Here is a 24,027-nt window from a genome sequence, read left to right as displayed (position 1 = left end):
GGGAAAAGGAGGTTCTGTATAATGCCTTTAGAAAACTCTATTTATTACATTGGAGTTGCTATTATATTAATGATCATCGGTGCATTGCTTGGGGGAATTATACGTATAATTCAATATTCTAGTAATCACAAAAAGCAAGATTCAGTTGAGCAAAAGTTAGATAAAGTTATTCAACTGTTAGAAAAACAAAACAAAGATTGACCTTACTCAAAATAGAATTAGTTTGCAATAGCTCCTAATAACGAAAATCATGTAAATGAGTTGTCCATATGGACGGCTCATTTTATTTTTTCTTAGCGAGAGTTTTCTTCGAAATGCTGAAGGTACCCAATCACTATCAAGCTAACAATAGCAAATATCCTCAAAATGAGAAAATAGGCCTGTCTTTGTCAAAGAGTAGGTGTTGTAAAAATAGTAGCGGTACGGCCGCCTTGTTAAAACGTTGATTCAGTCCTTTAGACGGATGAGTACTTCTGTTGATGCTTCTATACAGCTGGATAACTGAGTTAAAGAAGTCATAGCTAGATTTTGGCCAACTCATACACATAAATCTAATAAATCTTTTGCTTAGTACTTACTGCTTCGTTGCACAAAACCAACATCTCTAGCAAGATACTGTAAGGTATTTGGAGATAAAAAACTTTGAATCTCTTGAACAAATACTTCTAATTTATTATATCTAGAAACAGATATAATAAATTCACCCTTTCCTATGATTCTACAGAAAGAATTTTTTTATATTTGTAGGATAGTTTTAGATACAAAAACACAGGAATTTGCAACCTATACATGACTAAATGTAAAATATATATTGCATTAATGTTGTTAATAATTTAATATATAAAATATAAGATTTATGGTGTGAAGTTATCTTTACAAGTGAGGTGTATTTAATGTCTTTAAGTAAAGTGAAGATTGCAAGGGTTGGTCGATATTGTAAATGTTACACGACATAACATTAGTATTATTGAAAGTAATAATTATAACCCTTCTTTAAAACTTTGCATTCATACAGCTAAAACACTAGATAAAAGTTTAGATAAATTATTTTGGGAGGAATTTTAAAATGGAAAAACTAAAAAAATGGTTTTCACTCAGTACACACCCAGATGAAAGAATCCAACAAATTGAAATGAAAATTTGGGCTCAATCTGGAATTATTGTCCTACTTATAGCTTTTGTTGATTTTGTAATAAGAGGAGCATATCTACACCGTCCATTTTTAGAATGGGCTGCTTCATTAGCCATTATAATTTGTTATATGATATTCGTTTTTATTAAATCTATTCTAACTGGTGTCTATGAAACGGATATTAATAATAAAGAACAATTAAAAGAAAAATTAAAAGAAAAAATGAGCAATACCTTTATTTTTTGTTTTGTCGCAATAGGTGTTACCACATACAAATATAACTTACCTGAAGATTTCGTTGGATGGTTATCAGTAATAGCAAGATTTATTATACTTTTCGCTTTCCTATTTGGTATTCAATATCTTATTACAGTATTAGCATGGAAGAAATCAAATAAAATTTAATAAGTATAGACAAAAAAGCTTATCTTTTAGCACTTAATGATAAGCTTTTTATTATTTTTTCATCTTTTTTCGTTTGGGTGTACAATGAATTTCTTAGCTTGATAGCGATGGGATAGAACCACATCGCCACCAAGCGGAAAATTTATAGTACCCCAGGACAAAAATTCGTGCTAACTTGTAACAAAAAAATGTGAAATTGCCCATAGATAACTATCTTATATTAATTACATAAACTACTGTGTGATATAATAATATAAAGATATTGCATTTAAAGGGGGATTCAAATTGGTTAAAAACTTACCTTTACTAATAGTGATTTTACTACTTGGTATAAGTTCTTCTACGTTAAGTACGAATGGATACTTTTCTCCAGTTATAGAAGGGTCTTTAATGATTATAAGTATTATTTTAAACATTACTGCAGTGATAGGTTTATCACTACACGTTCTTGTATACCAACCTATAAAGAGATTTGAAACAAATTTAAAAGAGACTTTCAAATAAAATAATTATATTTGAGGTAACACGACATCGCTATCGAGCTAAAAAATGTATCCATAAAAAGAAAAAATACGCTATTCTTTCTGTAGAATCATAGGAAAGGATGGCGTTTTTTATTTTAGGGTGTATTTTGTTCTGTTAGCTTGATGTGGCGGTACTCCATGCACATCAAGCTAAGAAAAACAAATACCCCCAAAACGAAATTTTCTGCTAACTTGTATTAAAAAAGCCCATTTTTTGGTGCTATAAAACCTTTAAGTTGATGGACATTTGGTGCCAGCCCATATAGTATAAGACTGCCCTCATTTTGAGCAAAAGCAATAATGGTTTAAAATTAAGGTATGAGACAAAGTTAATAAATAAATCGGAGGATGAAATGTATAAATTATTGATTGTTGAAGATGAAATGAATATAGCATATACGCTAAAAAACCATCTTAAAAAATATGGATATCATTGCCTCGTTGTAGAAGATTTTCAAAAGGTATTAGAAATTTTTCAAGACTTTCAACCCCACCTTGTCATAATGGATGTTACCCTTCCTGCTTTTGATGGTTATTATTGGTCCCGTAAAATAAGACAAATATCAAATTGTCCTATTGTGATTCTCTCTGCTCGTATGAGTGAGGCAGATCAAGTGTATGGCATTGAAAATGGGGCAGATGATTTCATTACTAAGCCTTTTTTATTAGGAGTGATACTTGCAAAAATTAATGGACAAATTCGTCGTATATATGGCGAATATGCAAGAAATGTACAAGGGAAAATTATAAAAATAGGAAATACAGCTTTAAACCTGGATACTGTACGATTATGCACACCTAATCAGGAGGAGCTATTAACAATAAAAGAAATCCAGCTATGTACAATGTTCTTTGAAGCGTATCCTAATGTTGTAACAAGACAGCAACTACTTACAGCCATTTGGGATGAGGAAGAATTTGTTGAGGAAAATACCTTAACAGTAAATATTGCAAGAGTACGAAAGAAATTAGAAGCCATTCATTCTACTTTAGAAATTAAAACTATACGAGGAATTGGCTATCAATTAACGGAGAAACTCACATGAAGTTATTTTTAAAAGACCATATGAGCTTTATTATTTTGTATATCATTACATTTATTAGCTTACCAATTATGATTCATCGATTAGATGGTTTTGAAAATCATTATACCTATTTTATATTTCTAGCCTTCTCTCTATTAATCATACTACTTTTTTGTCGTTACTTACGCCGTAAAAAAATGTATGCACATATTGAGAACAAGAACATCCATACGGACAGTCTTATGATTTATCAGCCAATAGCTTCATACGAAAAAGCATACGCATCTCAGTTGCAATATATTCAATCCTTATTTCTATCAAAAGAAGAGGAATATAAGAGTTCTTTACATAATCAGCAATTAATGATTTCTCATGCTGTTCATCAAATGAAAACGCCACTTTCTGTCATTCAACTGCTTATACAATCTAATCAGTTTAAGGAACCAAATTCCCTTGCAGAATGGCAAAAAGTAAAAGTTGAGTGCGATAAACTAAACTTCTCTTTAAATCAGTTACTAACGTATAGTCGCTCTACTAAATTATTAGCAGATTTAAAAATAGAACCAATTCCGTTAAAACATATTGTGCAGGAAGTTATTAATGATTTAAGGGATTATTTTATTGAGGAAGAAATCTTTCCTAAGAGCACTATACCTGAGCAGATATTTCTCTATTCAGATCGTAAATGGCTAAAGGTTGTGGTTTACCAGTTATTAAGTAACGCTGTTAAATATGGAGAAAAATACTCATCCATTATAATCCACTATGAAAATGGGCAGTTACTTATTAAAAATAAAGGAGAAACGATACCTGAAAGTGAAATAAAACGTGTTTTTGAATTATTTTACACGGGAACGAAAGGACGTACAAAAGGAGAAGCAACTGGTATCGGTCTCTATTTAGTAAAAAGTATTCTTACTACATTAAATCATCCATACCATCTATATTCTAAAGATAATGAAACAACATTTACAATAGACCTCTCAAGGAGTATAGAAACGGCTACCAAATAAGGTAGCCGTTTTGAATGTGACAATTTTGTCATATTGCTGTCACGTTGAAAGATGTTAAGAAGTAAAAGGCCCATCTATAATCAAATACTGAAAGATACAAAGGAGTGAGGTACTGATGTCAAACACCATTTTAAATGTAAAAGAGCTTCAAAAAGTATATACAGGAGAAATTTCCTATCAAGCACTGAAAGGTATTGATTTTAATTTAAACATGAATGAGTTTGTTGCGGTAATGGGGCCTTCTGGTAGTGGAAAAACAACTTTTCTTAACTGCATTTCAACGATCGATAGCCCAACTAATGGCTCAGTTACAATTAATTCAAAAAATCCTTATGAATTAAATGATAATGAACTAGCGAAGTTTCGTCGCAAAGAATTAGGGTTTGTCTTTCAAGACTTTAACCTTGTTCATACCTTAACAGTAGAGGAAAATATTTTATTACCTTTGGTACTTGATTCTGTAGAAGCTAAAGAAATGAGCAAACGTTTAGAGAAAGTTGCAAATTTTTTAGGTATTAAAGAAATTTTAAAGAAACGTACATTTGAAATTTCAGGTGGACAGAAACAGCGTGTGGCAATTGCTCGAGCTGTTATTCATGAACCAGGGTTATTATTAGCTGATGAACCAACTGGAAACCTAGATTCTAAAGCGGTAAATGATGTTATGACATTGTTTGAGTCAATTAACAAGACCTTTAACACAGCTATTTTAATGGTGACACATGATGCCTATGTTGCTAGTTTTGCACATCGCGTAATCTTTATAAAAGACGGTATTCTTTATAATGAGGTGCATCGAGGCAATAATAAACAGAAGTTTTATCAAGAAATTATGGACACACTTACATTTTTAGGTGGTGGACAGCATGAGTTTTAATCATATTGTCCTTCAAAACATTTTGCGCGATAAATGGACATATATTTCTTATTTTTTGAGCAGTGTATTTTCTATTTTGATATTTTTCTTATTTTCGATTGTAGCATTTCATCCTATGTTAGCGAGCATTCAAACAGGAAGCACACTTAGCCTTGTAATGATACTTACGAGCTGTATTGTATATATTTTTTCATTCGTTTTTATCATTTATTCGATGTTTTCGTTTTTGAAAAAGAAAACAAAAAGTCTTGGCATTTTTATGATTACTGGAGCATCTATGAAGCAAGTGCGTAAGATGGTGTTCAGAGAAAATATGCTTATTGCTAGTGTAGCGATTATAAAAGCGATTGTGCTTGGGCTTGTAATCGCCCCGTTGTTTTTAATGGTTACCAAAAGGGTGTTACAAGTGAATAGCTTTGGTATGTATATACCAATACAAGCTATCGCATTAACTATTATTTTATTTGCAATTTTATTCTGTATCGTTTCTAAATTTATCACACGTTTTATTAACAAAGAAGAAGCTGTACATCTGTTAAAAGCAGATGTAACACAGGAAAAATTAATTGTGCCTGCACCATGGAAGTTGTTACTATCAGTAATTACCAGCGTATTCTTAGCACTATCGCTCATATTAGAAATGAATTGGGTTGAATCATCTGGAACCATCCATTACATTTTACTATTTGTTAGTTCGCTATTAGCCATATATTTTATTATCACGCAGGGAATGTTTGTATCGATTCATGTATTACAAAAACGACCGTCGTATTACAAAAAAACAAATATGCTTTACGTTTCGAACATAAAGGCCAAAGGTCGCTCACATTCCCATCTTATCTATTTATTAACAATCTTGTTGCTAGGTGTATTTTTATGTACAAATGTACTGTACAGTTCCTATTACAATATAAATACGAGAGCAGAATCAATAGATCCGTACAGCTTTGAATATATCTCACTCTCAGGTAATGCACCGGAAGTTGAAAAGAAAGATATTTCATTTATTGAAAATGCATTAGCAAAACAAGGTAAATACGATGCATATTATTCTGCATTTAAAACAGATAAAAATCATAATATTGGCTTTATGTCAGTTTCAAATTATAATGCCCTTGGTTTTCATAAGACAATTTCACTAAAGGATGATGAATACTATGTTGCAGCAGGAAATAACTATGCTCTTCCAAGTATAGAATTTATTCGTGACTACCCGTTAGGAAAACTTAAATATGCGGGCCTTGAGAAACGAAATATTTTAACTTCAGGTTTCCAAAAGATGTACTATATCGTCCCAGATGCTGTTTATGAAACTATTGATTATCCTGTATTTAAAGTATTTGCTTATGAAATTGATAATTGGACAGAAAAGCTCGACTTGTCCGAAACGATTCTTTCCAAAATTTCAACAATACCAAATGAGCGCCTAATTTCTTCTAAAATTAATTTTTACGAGATTGAAAAAACGACAGTGAGTCTTCTATTCTTTATCGGTTTCATGTTGAGCCTTATCTTCTTGAGCGCGGCAATGAGTATTCTTTATTTCTATCTGCAAACGTCATTTGAAGGAGAAAAAGAAAAATATGCAGGAATCCGAAAACTTGGCTTTTCTGTGAAAGAATTAGTTGCTGTTGTGACTAAGGAGTTGGCAACTTTAATTTTTGTCCCGTTTACACTTGCATCTATTCTTCTATGTGGAATAATGCTTGCAATGCGTAACCATTTTTCATCAGCACTTTATGGAGTCACAGCAATAGGCGTAGGAATATTTTTATTGCTATTTGTTATAAGCTTTTTCATCATTCGACGAAGTTATTTGAAAAAACTTATGAATTAACAATGCATGTTTCTAATAATATAGGTGCTTGATCTAAAAATAATATAGAAAGTATACCTGAAATTATACTTTTCAAGGGGGTCTTTTCATGAAAAAGAACCCCTTGGATAAATAAGAGATGCTCTTACTATAGAAACTTTATATAAGTATATCGTTGATTTAAGAAACAATATAGTTCTCCTAAAGGACTAATAGTATTTGAGTAATATATAAAGTGGAGGTTTTATATTTTTATGAGATTAAATGCTTTTCAATTAAAGATTTTTGCAATGATCCTTATGGTCATTGATCATGTATATACTTACATTCCAGGTATGCCAATGTGGATGCATCATCCAGGACGTATTGTGGCACCAATTTTCTTCTATTTTGTAGTGGAAGGATTCTTTTACACAAGAAGTCGTACAAAGTATGCTACACGTGTATTTATGTGGGCAGCAATTATGTTTGCTGGTTCAGCGACTATTCAATATATCTTTCCGACAGAGACTGGATTATCAAATAATATTTTCTTATCACTTGGGTTTGGGATAGTATTATTATGTTCCATTGATTATATGAAACGTACAAAAAACTATTTACTCGGAATTCCAGCTACAATTATTGTGGGTACATTAGGAATATTTACAGAAGCAAGTTTTATAGGCGTCTTCATGACATTAATCTTTTATTTCTTTAAAGAAAAGAAAAAATGGTTAATTATCACATATGTATTATTTTCATTAATGGATGTCCCATCGTTACTTATGGCGGGAGAAATTTTTACAGACATGGGTTTGTTTGGTTTTAATAACCAATGGATGATGGTATTTGCTTTACCGTTCTTCTTCTTATATAACGGGGAACGTGGTTTAAATAATGCATTCACAAAATATATGTTTTATATTTTCTACCCGGTCCACTTATGGATTATCTATACAATTGGATATTTTATGAGTAAATAAAGATAAAAGTAATAAATTTATAAAAATCTGGAACAAGATAATAAATAATATAGATAAGAACCTCGCCATTTCCATAAGATGGCGAGGTTCTTACGCATAAAGAAAAGACACCCCAAGGTGCCTTTTCTAATAGTTTTTTAGCAGAAGCAACTGCATCCGATAATGATTAATAGTATAAAGAGTACAACGAGTAAAGCGAATCCTCCAACAAAACCACAGCCTTCGCCGCAACTACCACCATATCCCATAATAATAGTGCCTCCTTTAGATCAGAGGGTAAAACTAGGGTTCACTTCATGGATTTTAATGGGTTCACTTTACCTTATGTTTTCAAGAATGAATTGAGCAGGTCCTTTTGAAAATAAGGGAGAGACCATTTAATGTGCTTCCCCGGAATATTGATTACCCATTTTCTAAAAAACAAACCATTTAATTATATCGATAATAAGATTATTTAATATAATGTATTAATCCTAACATAAGGGAGGATTAGCCATACAATTAGTTTGTTTTAAAGTAGTAAATGGACAATACTTTTAGTTGTAGAAGGTATCGGAGATTCCTGCGCCAATTCCAGCGTTTGCTGCAGCTTTATTAATTGGTTTAGGAGTAATCCCGCTTTGTTCTTAATTTAAGGAATTCCAAACAGCTCTACCTTTCAATTGATAAACCCTTAAGCATATGAATGCTTGGGGGTTTTTTATATTAAAAAAGAAAAGACGCCATAAGGCGTCCCCACAAATAGGTAGATAAGACTTTAGTTTTCCAATCTAAAGAAATTTTGTATCAGCTCTTTGAAAGTATATCATAATATCTGATTGATTTATTATGCATTATTACATACTTTTCTCAAACTCCCTAGTTTTTATTTGATAAAATAGAATCCTAATATTACTAAAAATCAAATAAATATTTCTAAAAACCTTAAATATTTAAAAGGGTAATAAAAGTGATACATTTAAGGTGCAAATTATAAAAAATATTAAAGGGGGAATAAAGCAGTATTAAAAAAATTATTATAAGCGGTGGGCATTTATACAGGTTACATGAACTTGAATTTTGTTAAAAAGATACTCATTTAAGTGTACTTTTTCTGACTTGGACTAACGTAATTTTAATAATATGAATGATGGAGGCAGATCCCAATAGGGGCATAATGAAACGAAATACCAACAGCGCTTTAGGTATCCTATCATGCAGTAAAATCTTATTATTTAAATGAATTGTTTTACTAAATTCAAAGGATTGAAAAACGTATTTAAAATTGTAATACCTTTGCAGAGATAATAAAGGTATTTAATTAAAGCACCTGTTCGTTAAAGTGAGTTTTTCAACAGATTACTATTTTAGGATGAATTCTGTAATGGAATAATACTGGCATTTGTCCATTGGGTTTTCAGAAGGATTTAAAATCATATATCTAAAAAATATAAACATATATATTTTAAGAGAACTGAGTTTGAAAGTATATCGATAAATGTGCTGAGTTTACTGACACATTGATAACCGAAAAAACAAACTATTTAAGACCTGTGCTATCAGATACTACAATTCTACTAGTCACGTTAATTATTTCTCACTTGTAATAGGGAGGATTGTAGTGTTTTGAAATGTATCTGTTTTTGTTTCCCTATATGAACTATTATATCAACGGGCTTCTTACTAAAATAATGAAGAATCATCATTTGTTTATTCTGATTTCTGGAAAAGTTTTAATAGATTCATGTTGAACAAACATACTTTTTAGAAAGAGGGGAGATTATTGATGGATAATCAATTACTATATCAACAGCAAAAAAGAGAAAAGGCACTTGTGATTGGAGCTGGTATTGCAGGCTTACTTACTGCACGCGTGCTTTCCAGTTATTTTGAGACAGTGATAGTTGTTGAAAAAGATGAGTTACCTCAAAAACCATCTGAACGTCCAGGTACACCCCAAGACTTTCATCCTCATCGTGTATTACCACGCGGAGAAATAATTATGAACCGTTTCTTTCCTGGATATGTTGATGATTTATTAAATCTAGGGGCCCATAATGTCAAGAATGATAAAATGATTCGATTTTCTCCGTATGGGGCACTGGAACTAGTTATAGAACGAAAAGGTGCAGCAAGCAGTCGAGCATTGTTAGAATGGACAATCCGCCAACGTGTGCAAGAAATTCCTAATGTACATTTTTATTCAAAGCAAGCGGTGACAGGCCTTTTAGCTTCGTCTGATCACAAGCGTGTTATTGGAATTAATATTCAAGAACGAGACGAATTAAAAACAAAGCGAACTGTGTTAACCGATTTGGTAGTTGACACATGTGGTCGTCAATCTAAACTCAATAAATGGCTTACATCTATGGGATATGATGTTCCAGAACCAGAACGTTTAAAGGTGAATTTTGGATATAGCACGAGATATTATAAAGTACCTTCACATATCAAAGAGAAATTGAGTGCAATTTCTGAAGGAGATCCTGCTAAAAACGTTGGTGCTGTAGGGCTATTATATATTGAAGATAACATAGCTCAAGCGCTACTATTTGTTGCTGGAGGTACGCACTATCCACCAACCAATTCAAAAGAATATGAAAAAGAACTGGATTCTTTAGTTACCCCTATGATGAGAGAGTTAATTAAAGAATTAGAACCAATTAGTGTCCCAAGAGGATTTAGAGCGCAGGAGTCAACTCGTCAACATTTTGAACAAATGGAAAATTGGCCATCTGGATTATTAGTGTTAGGTGATGCTTTTTGTAACTTTGATCCCATTTATGGACAGGGGATGACCGTAGCTGCCATTGAAGCTGAAATGTTAGATACTTGTTTAAAAGAACATTCTACTCATAAACCTGGATTCGAACGCAAGGTGCTGCAACGTATGCAACAAGCTATTGAGCCGGCATGGTGGCTGAGTTCAATTGCGGATTTACGTTGGAAAGGTGTTGAACATGTAGGAGCTGTTCCACTAAAAGGTGTGAAATTTGCACAGAAATATTTTGATTTATATCTTAAACAAGCTGTAAAGCAAGCAAATGAAGGTAATTCATCCATGCTCCAAAAATATATAATGATGAATGGGCTAGTTCATTCGCCTCATGAAATCATTAACTCAGATATGTTAAGGATGTTAATCAATGGAGATGAGTCTTCAGAAGAGAATGAACTTTTGAACGAACTTGGAGAAGTAGATAAGAAACCAATGCAAGAAAGAATACATGAACTCATCCCTTCCTTTACATTAGCTTTTGAGAATAGCGTTCCAAATCTGTTCTCATCCATTTCAATTTCTAATGCCAAATGAGGAAAAGATAGTATAAATCAATGATTATTTGTACTAAATATACACTGATTTTGTATATCTTACACACTATATCAAAGAAGAAACATAACCTCGCATTCTATGCAGGTATATGTTTCTTTTTTCGAGACAACTTTGTGCGTATTCTCACGTGGTTTTACTTATACTGGCTGATGTAATCCAATAACTTAAATGTAAAAATAATTAAATGTTTTTTGGCCCATATTAATTAATCACTATGGATAATTTATAATTGGCATGCTGGTTTAGTTGGGTTAGAAATTGATTTAGTACTTCATTAGAAGAAAACTTACACTCAAGAAGATAACAACCTTCACCACTAATTTTAAAGTTATTTATAATATATTCATGTTGTGTTTTTATAAAAGATAAAAAGGGCTGATGTTGAACGTCTTTTGTATATATGTTTATAAATGTATGTACAGGGTAGCCTGATTTTTGTTTATTTAATTTAATTGTATAACCTTCTATGACACCGTTTTCTTCTAACTTTATTACTCTAGAAGACGTTGCTTGTCCTGTTAAATGAACTTTTCTTCCTAATTCTTTCATCGAGATACGACCATTCTTCGATAACTCTCTTAATATTTTTTTATCTGTATCATCTAACATCGTTTCAAATCCTTTCATATTTCAAGTCAAATCATATAAACACTTGATTTTGACCATGTAAAATTATTTACTTCTTATTCTATACTATTAATAAATCTTGCAAAAGGAGGAGTACCTCATGGATATCAGACTCATACGAAATGCAACGCTAGTTTTACATTATGGTGATAAGAAGTTTCTAATTGATCCTTTTTTAGCTGAAAAAGGATCAATTCCACCGTTTCCTAATACACCAAATCAACATATGCTAAATCCTCTGGTTAGCTTACCAACTTCTATAGAAGAAATCATTCAGGTTGATGCTGTTATCATCACACACTTACATCCTGATCATTTTGACCAGATTGCAAAAGAGGTTCTACCTAAAGATATAAAAATCTATGCACAAAATGAAAAAGACGTGGAAGCGATTAAAAAAGAAGGTTTTCAGAACGTTGAAGCATTAACTAATGCCATTAATATGGGGAGCATTACACTAACTAAAACCGATGGAAAACACGGTACAGGAGACATAGGACATCTTATGGGGGAAGTTTCAGGTGTTGTCTTTAAGCACCCAAATGAAAAAACACTCTATATAGCAGGAGATACAATATGGTGTAACGATGTTCAAAAGGTGCTTAAAACGCATAATCCGGAAGTAATTGTTGTAAATGGAGGAGGGGCACAATTTCTTCAAGGAAATCCTGTAATTATGACTAAAGAAGATATTTATCAAACATACATGGAAGCTCAAAATTCAACTATTATCGTTGTTCATATGGAAGCTGTCAACCATTGCTTACTGACTAGAAAAGAATTAAAAAATTTCATCAATGAAAAAGGACTTTCCGACAATATTTTAGTACCATCTGATGGTGAAGTATCCCACTTTCCAATATAAATACTTATGAGCTTTTTTGATTATAAGCGTTGGTTTTCAAAATAGGGTGCCTACCACACATGCCTATTAAGTTAAGAAGTTACAACACTCCAAGAACGATAATTTTTTGAGTGTTGTTCGTATTTATTGTTTGGGGATAAATTTGTTCTTGTTAGCTTGATAGTGATGGAGTACAGCCAGCAATCTAGGTTTAAAATAACATTATGCTGTTTATAAAAAAGCTGTAGGAATGGTGTGTCAAACCATACCACTAGTTAAAGAGAATGTATATATGGTGGACCTTTTAAAATAGATGTAATTACGTGAAAATTATAGTAAGAAGGGCCAGGAAATGTTTAATGATTTTAGGCTTGTAGCAAATCATTCGATTTATGCCCAATTTCACAATCATTTGAAAAAATGATTGTGAAATGCCAACTATTGGAGCATCTATTGAAAAGGGGAATAGTTTATGGAAATAGTAAATGATAGAGCCATGTTACGATTAATGCAAGTAAATGATATCGAAAGCTTATTTAACATTGTGGAAGGAAATAAAGAAGTATGGACGTATTTAATAGCAAAAATGGATAGCTTTCAAGATATGGAGGAGTATGTTCAAGTAGCAATAAAAGGTTTTGAAGGGGAAACGGATTTACCATTTGTTGTTGTAGATCAAAAAACGAATGAAATTGTAGGTAGTACACGTTTGTACAGTATTTCAAATGATAACAAAACGGTTGAACTTGGGCAAACGTGGTATCATCCAAGTGTACATCGTACAAGTATAAATACTGAGTGTAAGTATATGTTATTGCAATATGCTTTTGAAGAGTTACACATGTTACGTGTGCAAATAAAAACGGATTTACGAAATGAAAAAGCACAGCGCGCAATTGAAAGGCTAGGTGCTGTAAAAGAAGGTGTATTGCGAAACGAAAGACAATTGCCAAATGGTTATGTACGGGATGCAATTGTATATAGTATTATTGCAAGCGAATGGCCGGTTATAAAAGAACAACTTTTACAAAAACTAGCTGTATATAAATAAAGAGAATATATAATGCTTCTATATTTGCGAAAAATAAAAAGGGAAAGAAAGCTCACTGGTTTCGAACTTAAAATGTTCTTCATAACACAAGTTGGTTACATTCTTTTGGGGATCTCTTTTATATATAGAGATTTTGCAAGATATGTCCTTAGAATAAAACAAAAAGGATATTGAAAAGATCTTGATATTCATAACAAGATCTTTTCAATATGTAAAATTATTTCACTGCCTCTTTTAATTCTTTTCCAGCCTTAAAAGCAGGTGCTTTTGAAGCTGCGATTTGCATTTCTTCACCTGTTTGTGGGTTACGTCCTGTACGTGCAGATCTTTCACGTACTTCAAATGTACCAAAGCCAAGAATCTGTACTTTCTCTCCATTTGCTAACGCATTTGTTATTGTATCTAATAATGCTTGTGTTGCTGCTGCAGCATCTTTTTGTGTAAGTTCAGCTTTTTCTGCTACTACTTTTGTTAATTCTGTTTTATTCATTTTCTGCACCTCTTAATATGTAATTAGGTGACTATTATAACGTGTGTGTATTCATGATGCAATTATACAGTACATAGAAAAAGCCATAGCAAGAGCTAGAGGACAATGTTTGTGTAAAAGGCATAAGAAGGATATTAATTATCGCTTTAAACTCTGTTCATATTTCTTTACATCTTCCATGGTTTTAAATATTAACACATCAAAAACTCCTTTTTCATTCCCACATACGACAACAAAACCATCTGTTGCTTCCAGAACTCTACCGACGCCACCATCTGTAAGTGAAATATTGGTGAGATGTTTTACGTTCAGTTTTTCTTCTTTTTGAATGTAAGTAGTTATGGGTGTTCCTACAGGAAATGCGTCTGTGATCTCTTTTGTTGTATATGTGCCATCATCTACTGATTGAGTTTTAGTTGTAATGGAATTAGTTTGAGTGGCACATCCTGTTGAACATATTAAAAGAATGCCAGTAATCATACTTACACATGCTGTTTTTACCATTCACAAAATCCTCCTATAACTGTTCGTATCGTCAACCTATTTAAGGTAACAAATTATATATACGAAGTTTGTTGGTTTATGTGAGTCGTAAATCAACAAAGATACAGGTATTTTGCCAGAATGTGTTTCAAACAAAAGAAAGGACACCCAAAGGTGCCTTACTGCGACTGGCACCAGCGTAATATGGTATTGGGTGCCAACCCGAGTATTATTTTGCCACATTAAGTAATTTTGGTTGTTGAGAAATATAATTCAAATCTATATGTTGTTTACTTTTGCTTCGTTAGATTTTTTGTAGTGGATTCTTCAATCTGTTCAGGTTTAATTTTAATTTCAGGGGTTATTGCTATTTTGCTACCCGGGTGCACACAATAACAGTATTTCTTGCACCAGAACCAACAAAAATAATTAAATATAAAAAATAGTTAAAGGTCAAAATATATATTATTATATTAAGAATTGTAAATTTGAGGTGGCATCTGGAAGGGAATAGTTATGAATGAAAACAATAAAGGGGAAGTTATTTCTTAGCATTGATATTATAGGTTGTATCCTTTGCATTATAATGTTTATTATAAGTCTTGTTAATTTTAGAACATGGGTACACCCTTTTTTATTTTCGTTCGACAATATATGACAATATATAAATTAATAATTTGTTATTATATATACGGATTTATTTACATTAGGAGGAATGAACAACTATGTTTAAAAGATTAGCAGTATTATTTATTGGAGCTCTATTATTATTCGGTTTAGCTGCTTGTGACAGCGTTAAATCAATGACAAGTAATGTCACGGTTGGTAAGGTAATTGAAGAATTTAAAGCTGCAGGATTGGAAGCTGAAAATCCTAGTGACCTACCAGAAAAAGAATTTGGAAATACTAGAAAAGAAGCAAAGCGCATTCTGGTTCCAGCATTAGGTGAAGATAGTGGCGGTCGAATATTTGAGTTTAAAAACAAAGAAGATCTTGAAAAAGCTAAGAAATACTATGATGATTTAGGCAATGGTAATCAAATGCTATTCTCTCATACTTACGCAAAAGGTAACTTCCTTATACAAATGAACGGTGATATGGAAGATGCCCAATTTAACAAATATAAAGAGGTTATGGACAAAGTAATTAAGTAAGTTAAAGAATCCGCTTTCATTTTTCTGAAAACATGTTAGAATTATCTTTGGATGAAAGTCCAATACATATTATTAAAATTAAAGTGGTTATCAAGTCGGAGGAAGGCACCTTAGGGTGTCTTTTCTTTGTGGAAAGATACTTATTATAGGGGGCCGCCATATCACTATCAACCTAAGATTTTAAGACGCCCCATAATAAAAATTTTATTTTTTCATAGTTATTCATAAGATTTCGGCTCATTATTTCTTTTTTGAGACTTTATTTTTTAAGTTGATGGTAATGTGGTGCTACCCAAGAATTGCTTAAAAATTATTATTTTGAGTTCATCTTACTTGATTGTACCCATTCCACTAATTTTAACATGTACATTAACTTTAACATCAGCCTTCGATAATGCTTTTCCCCATTGCTTTTGGACCCTTTTCCAATCCTTATATGTATACGCTCGTGCATACACTCCAAATCCTATAGGGTCAATTTCTGCTTTTTGTATTTTTTTTATGAAATGTTCTAAATCACTTTCCAACTCCTTTTCAATGCTTTTTTCTAATCTCTCCGCTTTATCCCTAACATTAAAAGAGAACATTCGTTCTGAAATTAGAATTCTCATATGTACATTTATATTAAACAAAAAATTTTCTTTATATTGTACGCTTGTTTTTACTTTGGTACCTTGAGCATTAAAACTTAACCAATGTTTTTCTTTGCTTTCAGATTGTAGTGGTACGGCAATAGTAAATGGAAATTCTCCCTGTATCTTATTTTGTAAAATGCTTAATAATAAATTTTCTTTTGGTGTAATAGTTAGCTTATATCTATTCTGTTCATCAAGTAATGTGGAACCTGTCAACTTTAAATTATTATCCTTTTTAAGTGCACTTACACTCGCTGTCATTCCTTTTTCTTTTGTTTGGTTATGAAAATCTTGAAGAGTCGTTTTTACAGTAATATTTCTTCTATGTCCAGTCTCAATTAGTTTTGTCAAAAATATAGGAAGACGAGGTTTATTTTTAGGAGCATAATAAATTATGTCTGAAACAGATCCATCCACAGCAACAATTTTTGAAGTAACCGTGTTCTTGGGATCTCGATAAAAAGGATCTAAATAATCAGCCCACTTCTTTTGTTTTAAAAGTCGTTTACCAATCAAAATAAGTTGTGTCTTGCTCCCTGATGTCAAGGCCATAACCATGGTATCAAATTTTTCACGAGAGTTTCGCACAGTAACAGATTTTACACCATATTGTTCCTCTTTAATCTTAGCCTCTTTATTGAAAACAGGACTGGATAAGTATACTTTCAAATTATCATTTTCATCCAAATCTAAACCCAGTATAAGCGTGAGTGTAACATCTTCTACATTCATTTGGTCTGAATCTGAACACCCTGTGAGTAACAGTAGCTGAATTAAAACACAGCATAATATTTTTTGCTTCAATGTGCTTCCCTCCGAAAGTATTTTTTGTAGATTAAGTTATATATCCATAAAAATACAGGGAATAAGAAAGCTAATACAATTCCACCTTTCGATGTGAGACTTTGAAATAGTTCAGATTCATTCCATGAGGGATGAATCCAAAACGTTACTATAATTACTGCCAATAATAAAATAAATACTTGAAGAGTATGATCTTGTTTTCCAATTAGTCGACTAGAACAAAACGCAGCTCCGTATACACAAGGAATCCATGCAGTAGAGACGACAAGTAAGTAAATAGATAATAAAATCATATCAAACCGTTCTAAAAAACGAAATTCAATAACTTTAAGTAAGTTTAGTACGGGTTGATTAAACTCTAAAATTGCATCTGGACTGAAGTATAAAAAGCAAATAACTATAGTAAATAGATAAAATACAAATGTTAAGGTATTTGCTATAATAATGCCTTGCGTTGCATATTGCTTTTTTTGTAAAAAAGGATACAGAAAAAATGCCATTTCAAATCCTATAAAGGAAAAGATAGTAGATGGAACAGCCGAAAATATAGGTTTCCAACCCTCCTTTAATAATGGAAGAAAGTGTAACCAATTGCTATCTTTTAATGGTATGAAGAAAAAAAATGGAATCCACATTGTCATATAAAAACATAATTCACAGTATCGACCTATTATCCGAACACCATTGCGTGCAACCAGAAAGGTTGGAATAGAGAACAAAAACAAAATAATATAGTCGGCTGTTTTTGGAAGAAGCCAGGCCTTAATATAAAGCATGCCATTAATTAGAACTGTCCATGCGTAAAAAGCAAAATATATCATATAAAGAATAATTACCATGCTACCAATGATTTTCCCAAAAAATCGAATAAGAATTTCATATAAGGTATCATTTGGATAGTCTTTCGCTGTTTGAATTAGTAAAATGCTGGCGGTCATAGCGCAAAACCATCCAATAAATAGTGCTATCCAGCTATCTGTGCCAGCTTTTTCTGCAAGTACCCTTGGAAGGGATAGGACTCCAGTTCCCACTTGTGAGGCATTAATAATAAAAATATATTGCATGACAGTGATGTCATTATGTGCATATTTTTTCATATTTTCACCCTTTATCAGGATTAGTTTCTTTGTCATTCTTTGTAATATTTTTGGATCTTCTCTTCATTGACCACAAAGGAAAGCGAACAAACGTGTCCTTCATACCTGAAATGTGAAAAGGGGACAAAGGACTACCATAAGGAGTACCTAAGGATTCTAAACTTACAAGATGTGCAATTATAGTCATCCAGCCGATAATAATTCCTACCATTCCAAATAAAGCAGCTAATAACATCATAGGAAAACGTAATAATCTTATTGCCAAACCCATTTCATAATTAGGAACAATAGAAGAAGCTATAGTTGTAACAGCAACAATAATAATCATAATATTACTCACAATCCCTGCTTGAACAGCAGCTTGTCCAATCACAATACCTCCAACAATCCCTACGGTCTGGCTAATGGGAGTGGGTAAACGAAGGGCAGCCTCTCTCATCATTTCTAAGGTAATCTCCATAAGTAAAGCTTCTATCACTGGAAGAAACGGAACACGTTCTCTTGATTCTGCAATTGATAAATAGAGCTGTACAGGGATAACTTCATAATTAAATGAAATAAACGCTACATATGTTGCAGGTAATAATAAAGCTATAAAAAAACCTATAAAACGTAGTAATCTAACAGAGGAAGATACTAACCAACGTGTGTTGTAGTCATCTATCCCTTGAAAGAAAGAAATGAAATTTACGGGAGTAATCAATACATTTGGGCTTCGATCCACAACAATGACGTATCTCCCATGAAGAATGTGAGATACAGTTGAATCAGGCCTTTCGGTCAAGATGAACTGTGGAAATGGTGAATAAGGGTTATCCTCAATAAACTCGATTATTTCACCAGTATTAATAATCGAATCCACCACAATATTTTTAATTCTAGTTTCCAATTCCTTAAGTACATCTTCAGAAGCTACATCTCTTAAATATAAAATAGATACTTTGGTCTTTCCTCTACTACCAATAAAAACCTCTTTTAATACTAATTCTCTGTTAGGGATATACCTTCGTATTAAAGCTATATTTTGACTAGACGTTTCTACAAATCCTTGATGAGTCCCTTTTAGAGAGATTTCATTTTTAGGTTCTGTTATATCTCTTTGTGGCCACCCTTTTGTATTTAGTTGATATCCTGCGTCTAGACCGTGAACTAATAATATGCTGTCCCCTTGAAAAATAGCATTTTCGAATTGATTCCAAGTATTAATTATTTGAACTTCTCCTATTGTGACAGGGAGACCATTACTAATTTCAAACGTTGTATGCATCAAAGGGGACAGTATATTATTATGAATAGATTGTGTATCTGTTAATCCTGATAAATATATTAGAGCAGCTTCTGATCTATTTACTAGTTGAAATTGACGAATTACCAGATCTGGAGCTTGTTGAAAATTTTTTTGAAGATTATTTATGTTTTGGAATAAGTCACAGTGGATGTTATGATTCTCTACATTTTCTTTCTGTATATTTGAAGTTCTATTGTCTTGATTATCTACAGAATAACGTCCTTGTTTCAAAAATTTAAAAATAGGAAACACAACATAGACTCCCCTCGAAAAGACTTTTCAATATGTTTATTGTGTATATTTTATTGAGATTTATTCCACTATTTACTGATTTGGAAATTTTCCCTAACGTAGTAAGCCAAATCTAATCCCGACTACTGACTGGGATATCCAGGTTTAGATTTTTTACATATACCTTCGTGTTTAATTTCAAATGAGAAAAATAGTATGTACCTCGTTGATCCATTTGATCTAAGTCTACCAATGAAAAATAACCCAAATCATGAATACATAAATCTCCTAATTGTAAAGAAACTTAAAAAAATGGAGGGAATTACGAAAACTTCCATATATTAAGGTAACTCTTTAGATGAAACTCTTTTAACAGATCTCAGTTATACTAACCAACAGTCATGTATAGCAACTTCTACCAAAGAATTACACCAAAATTTATTGGAGAAAATTAATTGGAAACGGAGCGTGAAAAAGTTTGAAGGCATTGGTATGGACTGAAAATAAAGCATTAGAATATAAAGAAGTGGAAGAACCTCAAATACAAAAAAATAATGATGTAAAAATCAAGATTTATGGTACTGGGATTTGCGGGACCGATTTAAATGTATTAAAAGGGAAGATGTATGCCGCTCCAAATATGGTTATGGGACATGAATCGGTTGGAGAAGAGGTTAGAAATGTAACCGTGGGAGATCGTGTTGTAATTGATCCTACCCAGTTTTGTGGGAAATGTTATTACTGTAGAAAAGGTTTAACATGCTATTGCGAAGAGTTTGATGAATGGCAGCTAGGAAATGGTGCTCATGGGACTTTTGGAGAATATTACGTTGGAGAAGATAGATTTATTTACAAGTTACCTGAATCAATGGAATGGGAGAGAGCAACATTAATTGAACCTCTTTCATGTGTTCTTAGCGTTATAGAAAAAGCTAATATAAAACCAGATGACTCCGTTCTAGTTTTAGGGTCTGGGCCAATTGGACTATTAGTTCAGATGATTGCTAGAAAGCTTTCTAGAATTACAGTTGCCACGGAAATTGGTCCCATTAGAGCAGAAGCTGCACGAAAAATAACTAAATATGTATATCATCCGCAAAAACTTACTTTAGAAGAAATCTACCGGATTAATCAAGGAAGAAAGTTCGATGTAATTTTTGATGCCATAGGTAATCAACTAGATTGGGCATATCCATTGATTGAAAAAGGTGGAAGACTTATTCCAATGGGGTTTGATGATACCTATGAGTTTACGGTTAAACCGTTTGAATTACTATCAAAAGGTATTACAATTATTGGAACTGGAGAAGCGCATCATATGATGGAAAAGGCTCTATCCTGTGCTATAGATCTTCCAGAATTATCGAATTTAATTACGGAAAAGGTAGCACTTGAAAATTTTGATACAGCTATTGATAACTTAATGGGATTTGATCCAACTACTAATGAAAGAAAAGAGATTAATTCCATTAAAACAATATTAGTCTCTGAACCTACTAGTATCTAAGAAAGGTTCTGGTGCAAGTTTTTAAAGGAACAGATAATCCCATTGAATAATTGTCTATGTATGAAATTGTCAAATATCACTGTAATTTTCCTGCAAAAGGTTGTAATTCATGTTGAATCGAAAAATTCATAAAAACGTTATTCTTTCTAGTATCTTTTTAGAAAGAATAACGTTTTTTACACTTCTTATATTCCTAAGCTCTAACACTTCAATTCAGGAATGTGCAAATGGTTTTTTAATAAGTTCCAAGCCTCATCTAGAATCGGTTTTGGTGGTATGTAAATAATTGTTCCATCCCGACCTCTTGTTAAAATAACTCTATACGCATTGAGCTTAATTTGGAACGGATCTTCAACACCCCATTGATAGTGCTGCCCCTTCCAAGTCCCATTCTGTAGATATAGATCATCATCCCAATGAACAAGCGTCATATCTAGTTCAAGTCCCTGTGTTTGGAATTCAGTTGAGCTATAGTTAAGCGTCCTACAATAGTACTGGGATTCGGGATAGTTAAAGTATTGAGCGATTTTACTAGGGCGTTCATATCGTTCATCTCTTGGTAGAACAGGGACTTCTTTTTGATGATCAGCGCCACCAGCACAGACAACGCCAACTGTTTTTGTATCATCCTGATAAAGCTGATGTAAAGTGTGTTTGGCTTTGGCTAAATCACGCGTAATAAAAAGTTGATAATGTTCTTTTGGTAGCTTATGAATAAGTTGTTTTGTTTGTTCAAAATTAGCATCTAATAAAGTATTAATAATTTCATAGTATTTTAAAGCTGCATGAGCACGGAAAGATGAGTTTAAATGTAGCTGAGAATGAGTTCTATAATGTGCTGCATTTGTAAATAGAGAATTAGGATGTTTAGAGTGAACAGTCACGTTTTTTCCAGCGATCGCAGTATTCCATAGAGCGAGACCGCCTTCTTCACCAGAATAGATCTCTTGTCCTTCACCAATTAAGCCAATTGTTACACTCCACGGTTTATTGTTTGTTGTGATATTCATTATAATATCCGGTTCGCTTAAGTTTTGAGCTTCTCGATTTTTTCGAGTTAGTGATTGGTCGACTTTTTTTGCATCCCATGCTCGTTGGGCTTCATCAAAAATGATGATTTGTTCTTTTGGAATCATTCTCTTTTCGAGAAAATCCATTTTATATCCATATAAACCTTGTACGAAGGTTCTATTTTTTAACGTATCTTGTAATACGTCTACTAATGGGCCGTTACCAGATAAATAAACTGCATTTTTCATCTCGTGTGCAATAGTTAAACCTAAATATGTTTTACCTGCTCCCGGCTCACCAGATACTAAAATGAGATGATGGGTATTTGTACGTTGAGCTTCTTCAATAATTGAGCGTACAGTTTGTTGTACTTCTGGAAAGTTACTGCTTGATACAGCTTTAATGTCAGGGAGCGGTTCATTATTTAAAATGGATCGAGCAGCTTCTAGCATAGAAGGTGAGGGTTCATAGACACCATCGATTATTTCCTCTAGCGTCAAAGTTGGTACTTTTGTTTTATTGATGATTCGTTTAAGAATGCTTTCCAATCCATCAACAGTGGAGAGGGTTACTTGATATTCTTTTTGGAAAACCCAGCGTTCACCTTCATAGTTTGTAAGCAGCAAAACACCTATGACTTGCATGTTAGATTGTTGAATAGCTGAGTGATAATGTTCAAGATCACGCATATAAAGAGATGTTTGAATATATTCAGAAGGTGAAACGCTATTATAACTTTTACATTCGAGGACTATCAGATAACCATTGATCAGTAAAAGTACATCTGGGCGACGACCGCCTCCGCGTAAAATCTCATATTCAAAAATAAGTGATGCATCTAAATTAGAAAATCGATTAAATAAATCTTGTAGTTTATTATAACTATCAATCCATGCTCTCTTTTGAGAAGCTATTTTTGGATCATTTGTATTGGTTTTATAGACATGATCTAGCAATTGTTTAACGAAAAACTGTACATCTAATTTCTTAAATTGTTCAATAGTTCCAGCCCAGCCATAGTTCAAGATAAAGGCCCCCTTGAAGTGTAGTAGGATATATGTATATTTCTATTATACGAAATGATATAACTAGTTTGGAATAAGAAAAGAGTTAATCCCTTTATTTTAGCATTTTCTTTCTTAATTTTCCGATTAAAATGAAGAGGTTGAGAAGGTGAGATGAAGTGAGCTAAGATAAAGTTGTTTTAGTAAATTTGCTTCATTTTACAGCAAGGACTATGGGAATAAAATTTGTGATGCTATATCATAAAACACAATCTATTTTAATCGGTATTATTTTGCATATTACATAGAACTTAATTGTAGGTCTTCTTTTAGTTTTATCGTGATGATTAGTTTTATATAGTAAAATTCATACAGAATTTAAATTTGATTTAAAAACTCTCTTAATAATAAATTAAGAGAGTTTTTGTTAATATGGGGGGATTGTTAATTATATTACTTGAAATAAAAAAGAGATACATCGTACTATAGCACATGAAGAGATTAAAATTTAAAAGTGAATGAGGGTGTTATGAAAGTTTTACAGCTTACAAAATAAAAATACACTGGATTAACAACGTATTAGAGCTGTATAACCGTGTTATTAAACTAGATGGGGAATACATGATGCATAATGATGTGGGAAGTCAAATGTTAAAGTTTTATACAAAAGCTTACAATAATAATTTCCGTCCTAGTATTTATGGAAATTATCATTTGTTAGATTAGGATAT

At 32.4% G+C, this 24,027-nt stretch carries 21 protein-coding genes and 3 pseudogenes; 15 read left to right on the top strand and 9 right to left on the bottom strand.

Annotated elements, in window-relative coordinates:
- Positions 1–21 precede the first annotated feature (21 nt).
- Complete coding sequence (locus QO049_RS25690) at positions 22–201, top strand: DUF4083 family protein (RefSeq protein WP_001127748.1); 180 nt, start codon at positions 22–24, stop codon at positions 199–201.
- 193 nt (positions 202–394) lie between these two features.
- Here QO049_RS25690 and QO049_RS25685 read toward each other — a convergent pair.
- Positions 395–693, bottom strand: a pseudogene (locus tag QO049_RS25685) (IS4 family transposase); the annotation flags it as partial.
- Between the two features lie 200 nt (positions 694–893).
- Between QO049_RS25685 and QO049_RS25680 the strand changes: the two are divergent.
- The 8 genes and pseudogenes from QO049_RS25680 to QO049_RS25645 all read left to right on the top strand — a co-directional run bounded on the left by QO049_RS25680 (position 894) and on the right by QO049_RS25645 (position 7,757).
- Positions 894–1,065 (top strand): annotated as a pseudogene (locus QO049_RS25680) (helix-turn-helix transcriptional regulator).
- Position 1,066: 1 nt separating this feature from the next.
- Positions 1,067–1,537, top strand: a complete 471-nt coding sequence (locus QO049_RS25675; protein ID WP_284489615.1) for a DUF6773 family protein — start codon at positions 1,067–1,069, stop codon at positions 1,535–1,537.
- Positions 1,538–1,822: 285 nt separating this feature from the next.
- Positions 1,823–2,041, top strand: a complete 219-nt coding sequence (locus tag QO049_RS25670) for a hypothetical protein (RefSeq protein WP_000240397.1) — start codon at positions 1,823–1,825, stop codon at positions 2,039–2,041.
- 373 nt (positions 2,042–2,414) lie between these two features.
- Complete coding sequence (locus QO049_RS25665; protein WP_065705325.1) at positions 2,415–3,107, top strand: response regulator transcription factor; 693 nt, start codon at positions 2,415–2,417, stop codon at positions 3,105–3,107.
- Entirely contained in the window at positions 3,104–4,099 is a 996-nt protein-coding gene (locus QO049_RS25660; protein WP_284489614.1) for a sensor histidine kinase, read from the top strand. The genes QO049_RS25665 and QO049_RS25660 overlap by 4 nt, the downstream gene beginning before the upstream one ends.
- 115 nt (positions 4,100–4,214) lie before the next feature.
- Positions 4,215–4,976, top strand: coding sequence for an ABC transporter ATP-binding protein (locus tag QO049_RS25655; RefSeq protein WP_060852662.1), 762 nt, complete (start codon positions 4,215–4,217; stop codon positions 4,974–4,976).
- Positions 4,966–6,813 (top strand): FtsX-like permease family protein, encoded by a 1,848-nt coding sequence (locus QO049_RS25650; RefSeq protein WP_242806898.1) that lies wholly within the window; start codon positions 4,966–4,968, stop codon positions 6,811–6,813. The genes QO049_RS25655 and QO049_RS25650 overlap by 11 nt, the downstream gene beginning before the upstream one ends.
- A gap of 233 nt (positions 6,814–7,046) precedes the next feature.
- Positions 7,047–7,757, top strand: coding sequence for a TraX family protein (locus QO049_RS25645; RefSeq protein WP_065705331.1), 711 nt, complete (start codon positions 7,047–7,049; stop codon positions 7,755–7,757).
- Positions 7,758–7,894: 137 nt separating this feature from the next.
- On the opposite strand, the gene QO049_RS25640 is transcribed toward QO049_RS25645, so the two are convergent.
- Positions 7,895–8,005 (bottom strand): YjcZ family sporulation protein, encoded by a 111-nt coding sequence (locus QO049_RS25640; protein WP_088325598.1) that lies wholly within the window; start codon positions 8,003–8,005, stop codon positions 7,895–7,897.
- A 1,517-nt stretch (positions 8,006–9,522) separates the two neighbouring features.
- Between QO049_RS25640 and QO049_RS25635 the strand changes: the two genes are divergently transcribed.
- Positions 9,523–11,049, top strand: a complete 1,527-nt coding sequence (locus QO049_RS25635) for an NAD(P)/FAD-dependent oxidoreductase (protein ID WP_284489613.1) — start codon at positions 9,523–9,525, stop codon at positions 11,047–11,049.
- A 222-nt stretch (positions 11,050–11,271) separates the two neighbouring features.
- Here QO049_RS25635 and QO049_RS25630 read toward each other — a convergent pair whose 3' ends face one another.
- Positions 11,272–11,679 carry an Lrp/AsnC family transcriptional regulator gene (locus QO049_RS25630; protein WP_000883328.1) on the bottom strand — a complete coding sequence of 136 codons (408 nt, stop codon included), beginning with the start codon at positions 11,677–11,679 and terminating at the stop codon, positions 11,272–11,274.
- A gap of 118 nt (positions 11,680–11,797) precedes the next feature.
- Here QO049_RS25630 and QO049_RS25625 point away from each other — a divergent pair, with 118 nt between their 5' ends.
- Positions 11,798–12,562: an MBL fold metallo-hydrolase gene (locus QO049_RS25625; protein ID WP_284489612.1), complete on the top strand. Its 765-nt coding sequence runs from the start codon at positions 11,798–11,800 to the stop codon at positions 12,560–12,562.
- 451 nt (positions 12,563–13,013) lie between these two features.
- The gene (locus QO049_RS25620) at positions 13,014–13,592 is read left to right on the top strand and encodes a GNAT family N-acetyltransferase (RefSeq protein WP_284489611.1); all 579 of its coding nucleotides are present in this window, start codon (positions 13,014–13,016) and stop codon (positions 13,590–13,592) included.
- 217 nt (positions 13,593–13,809) lie between these two features.
- On the opposite strand, the gene QO049_RS25615 is transcribed toward QO049_RS25620, so the two are convergent.
- On the bottom strand, positions 13,810–14,082 hold the full coding sequence (locus QO049_RS25615; RefSeq protein WP_001043941.1) for an HU family DNA-binding protein: 273 nt from the start codon (positions 14,080–14,082) through the stop codon (positions 13,810–13,812).
- 138 nt (positions 14,083–14,220) lie between these two features.
- Positions 14,221–14,586 (bottom strand): hypothetical protein, encoded by a 366-nt coding sequence (locus tag QO049_RS25610; protein WP_098570459.1) that lies wholly within the window; start codon positions 14,584–14,586, stop codon positions 14,221–14,223.
- Between the two features lie 704 nt (positions 14,587–15,290).
- Here QO049_RS25610 and QO049_RS25605 point away from each other — a divergent pair.
- Entirely contained in the window at positions 15,291–15,719 is a 429-nt protein-coding gene (locus QO049_RS25605; RefSeq protein WP_063538911.1) for a hypothetical protein, read from the top strand.
- Between the two features lie 329 nt (positions 15,720–16,048).
- Here the strand turns inward: QO049_RS25605 and QO049_RS25600 are convergent, their stop codons facing one another.
- From QO049_RS25600 to QO049_RS25590, 3 genes are read right to left on the bottom strand one after another with little or no spacing between them, the layout of a single operon-like run.
- Positions 16,049–17,158, bottom strand: a complete 1,110-nt coding sequence (locus QO049_RS25600) for a Ger(x)C family spore germination protein (RefSeq protein WP_098570454.1) — start codon at positions 17,156–17,158, stop codon at positions 16,049–16,051.
- Entirely contained in the window at positions 17,155–18,255 is a 1,101-nt protein-coding gene (locus QO049_RS25595) for a GerAB/ArcD/ProY family transporter (RefSeq protein WP_284489610.1), read from the bottom strand. The genes QO049_RS25600 and QO049_RS25595 overlap by 4 nt, the downstream gene beginning before the upstream one ends.
- A 4-nt stretch (positions 18,256–18,259) precedes the next feature.
- Positions 18,260–19,795 (bottom strand): spore germination protein, encoded by a 1,536-nt coding sequence (locus QO049_RS25590; protein WP_284489609.1) that lies wholly within the window; start codon positions 19,793–19,795, stop codon positions 18,260–18,262.
- A gap of 324 nt (positions 19,796–20,119) precedes the next feature.
- Here QO049_RS25590 and QO049_RS31010 point away from each other — a divergent pair.
- Both QO049_RS31010 and QO049_RS25580 read left to right on the top strand, forming a co-directional pair.
- Positions 20,120–20,275 (top strand): annotated as a pseudogene (locus QO049_RS31010) (inositol monophosphatase family protein); the annotation flags it as partial.
- Complete coding sequence (locus QO049_RS25580) at positions 20,253–21,281, top strand: zinc-dependent alcohol dehydrogenase (protein ID WP_284489608.1); 1,029 nt, start codon at positions 20,253–20,255, stop codon at positions 21,279–21,281. The pseudogene QO049_RS31010 and the gene QO049_RS25580, both read left to right, overlap by 23 nt.
- A gap of 200 nt (positions 21,282–21,481) precedes the next feature.
- Here QO049_RS25580 and QO049_RS25575 read toward each other — a convergent pair whose 3' ends face one another.
- Complete coding sequence (locus QO049_RS25575) at positions 21,482–23,317, bottom strand: DNA/RNA helicase domain-containing protein (RefSeq protein ID WP_284489607.1); 1,836 nt, start codon at positions 23,315–23,317, stop codon at positions 21,482–21,484.
- Positions 23,318–24,027 lie beyond the last annotated feature (710 nt).

The sequence above is a fragment of the Bacillus sp. RB3 genome, from assembly GCF_030164735.1.
Lineage (GTDB): Bacteria > Bacillota > Bacilli > Bacillales > Bacillaceae_G > Bacillus_A > Bacillus_A cereus.
Note: the sequence above shows the minus strand (reverse complement) of the source record. Positions and strands in the feature narration are given on the sequence as shown.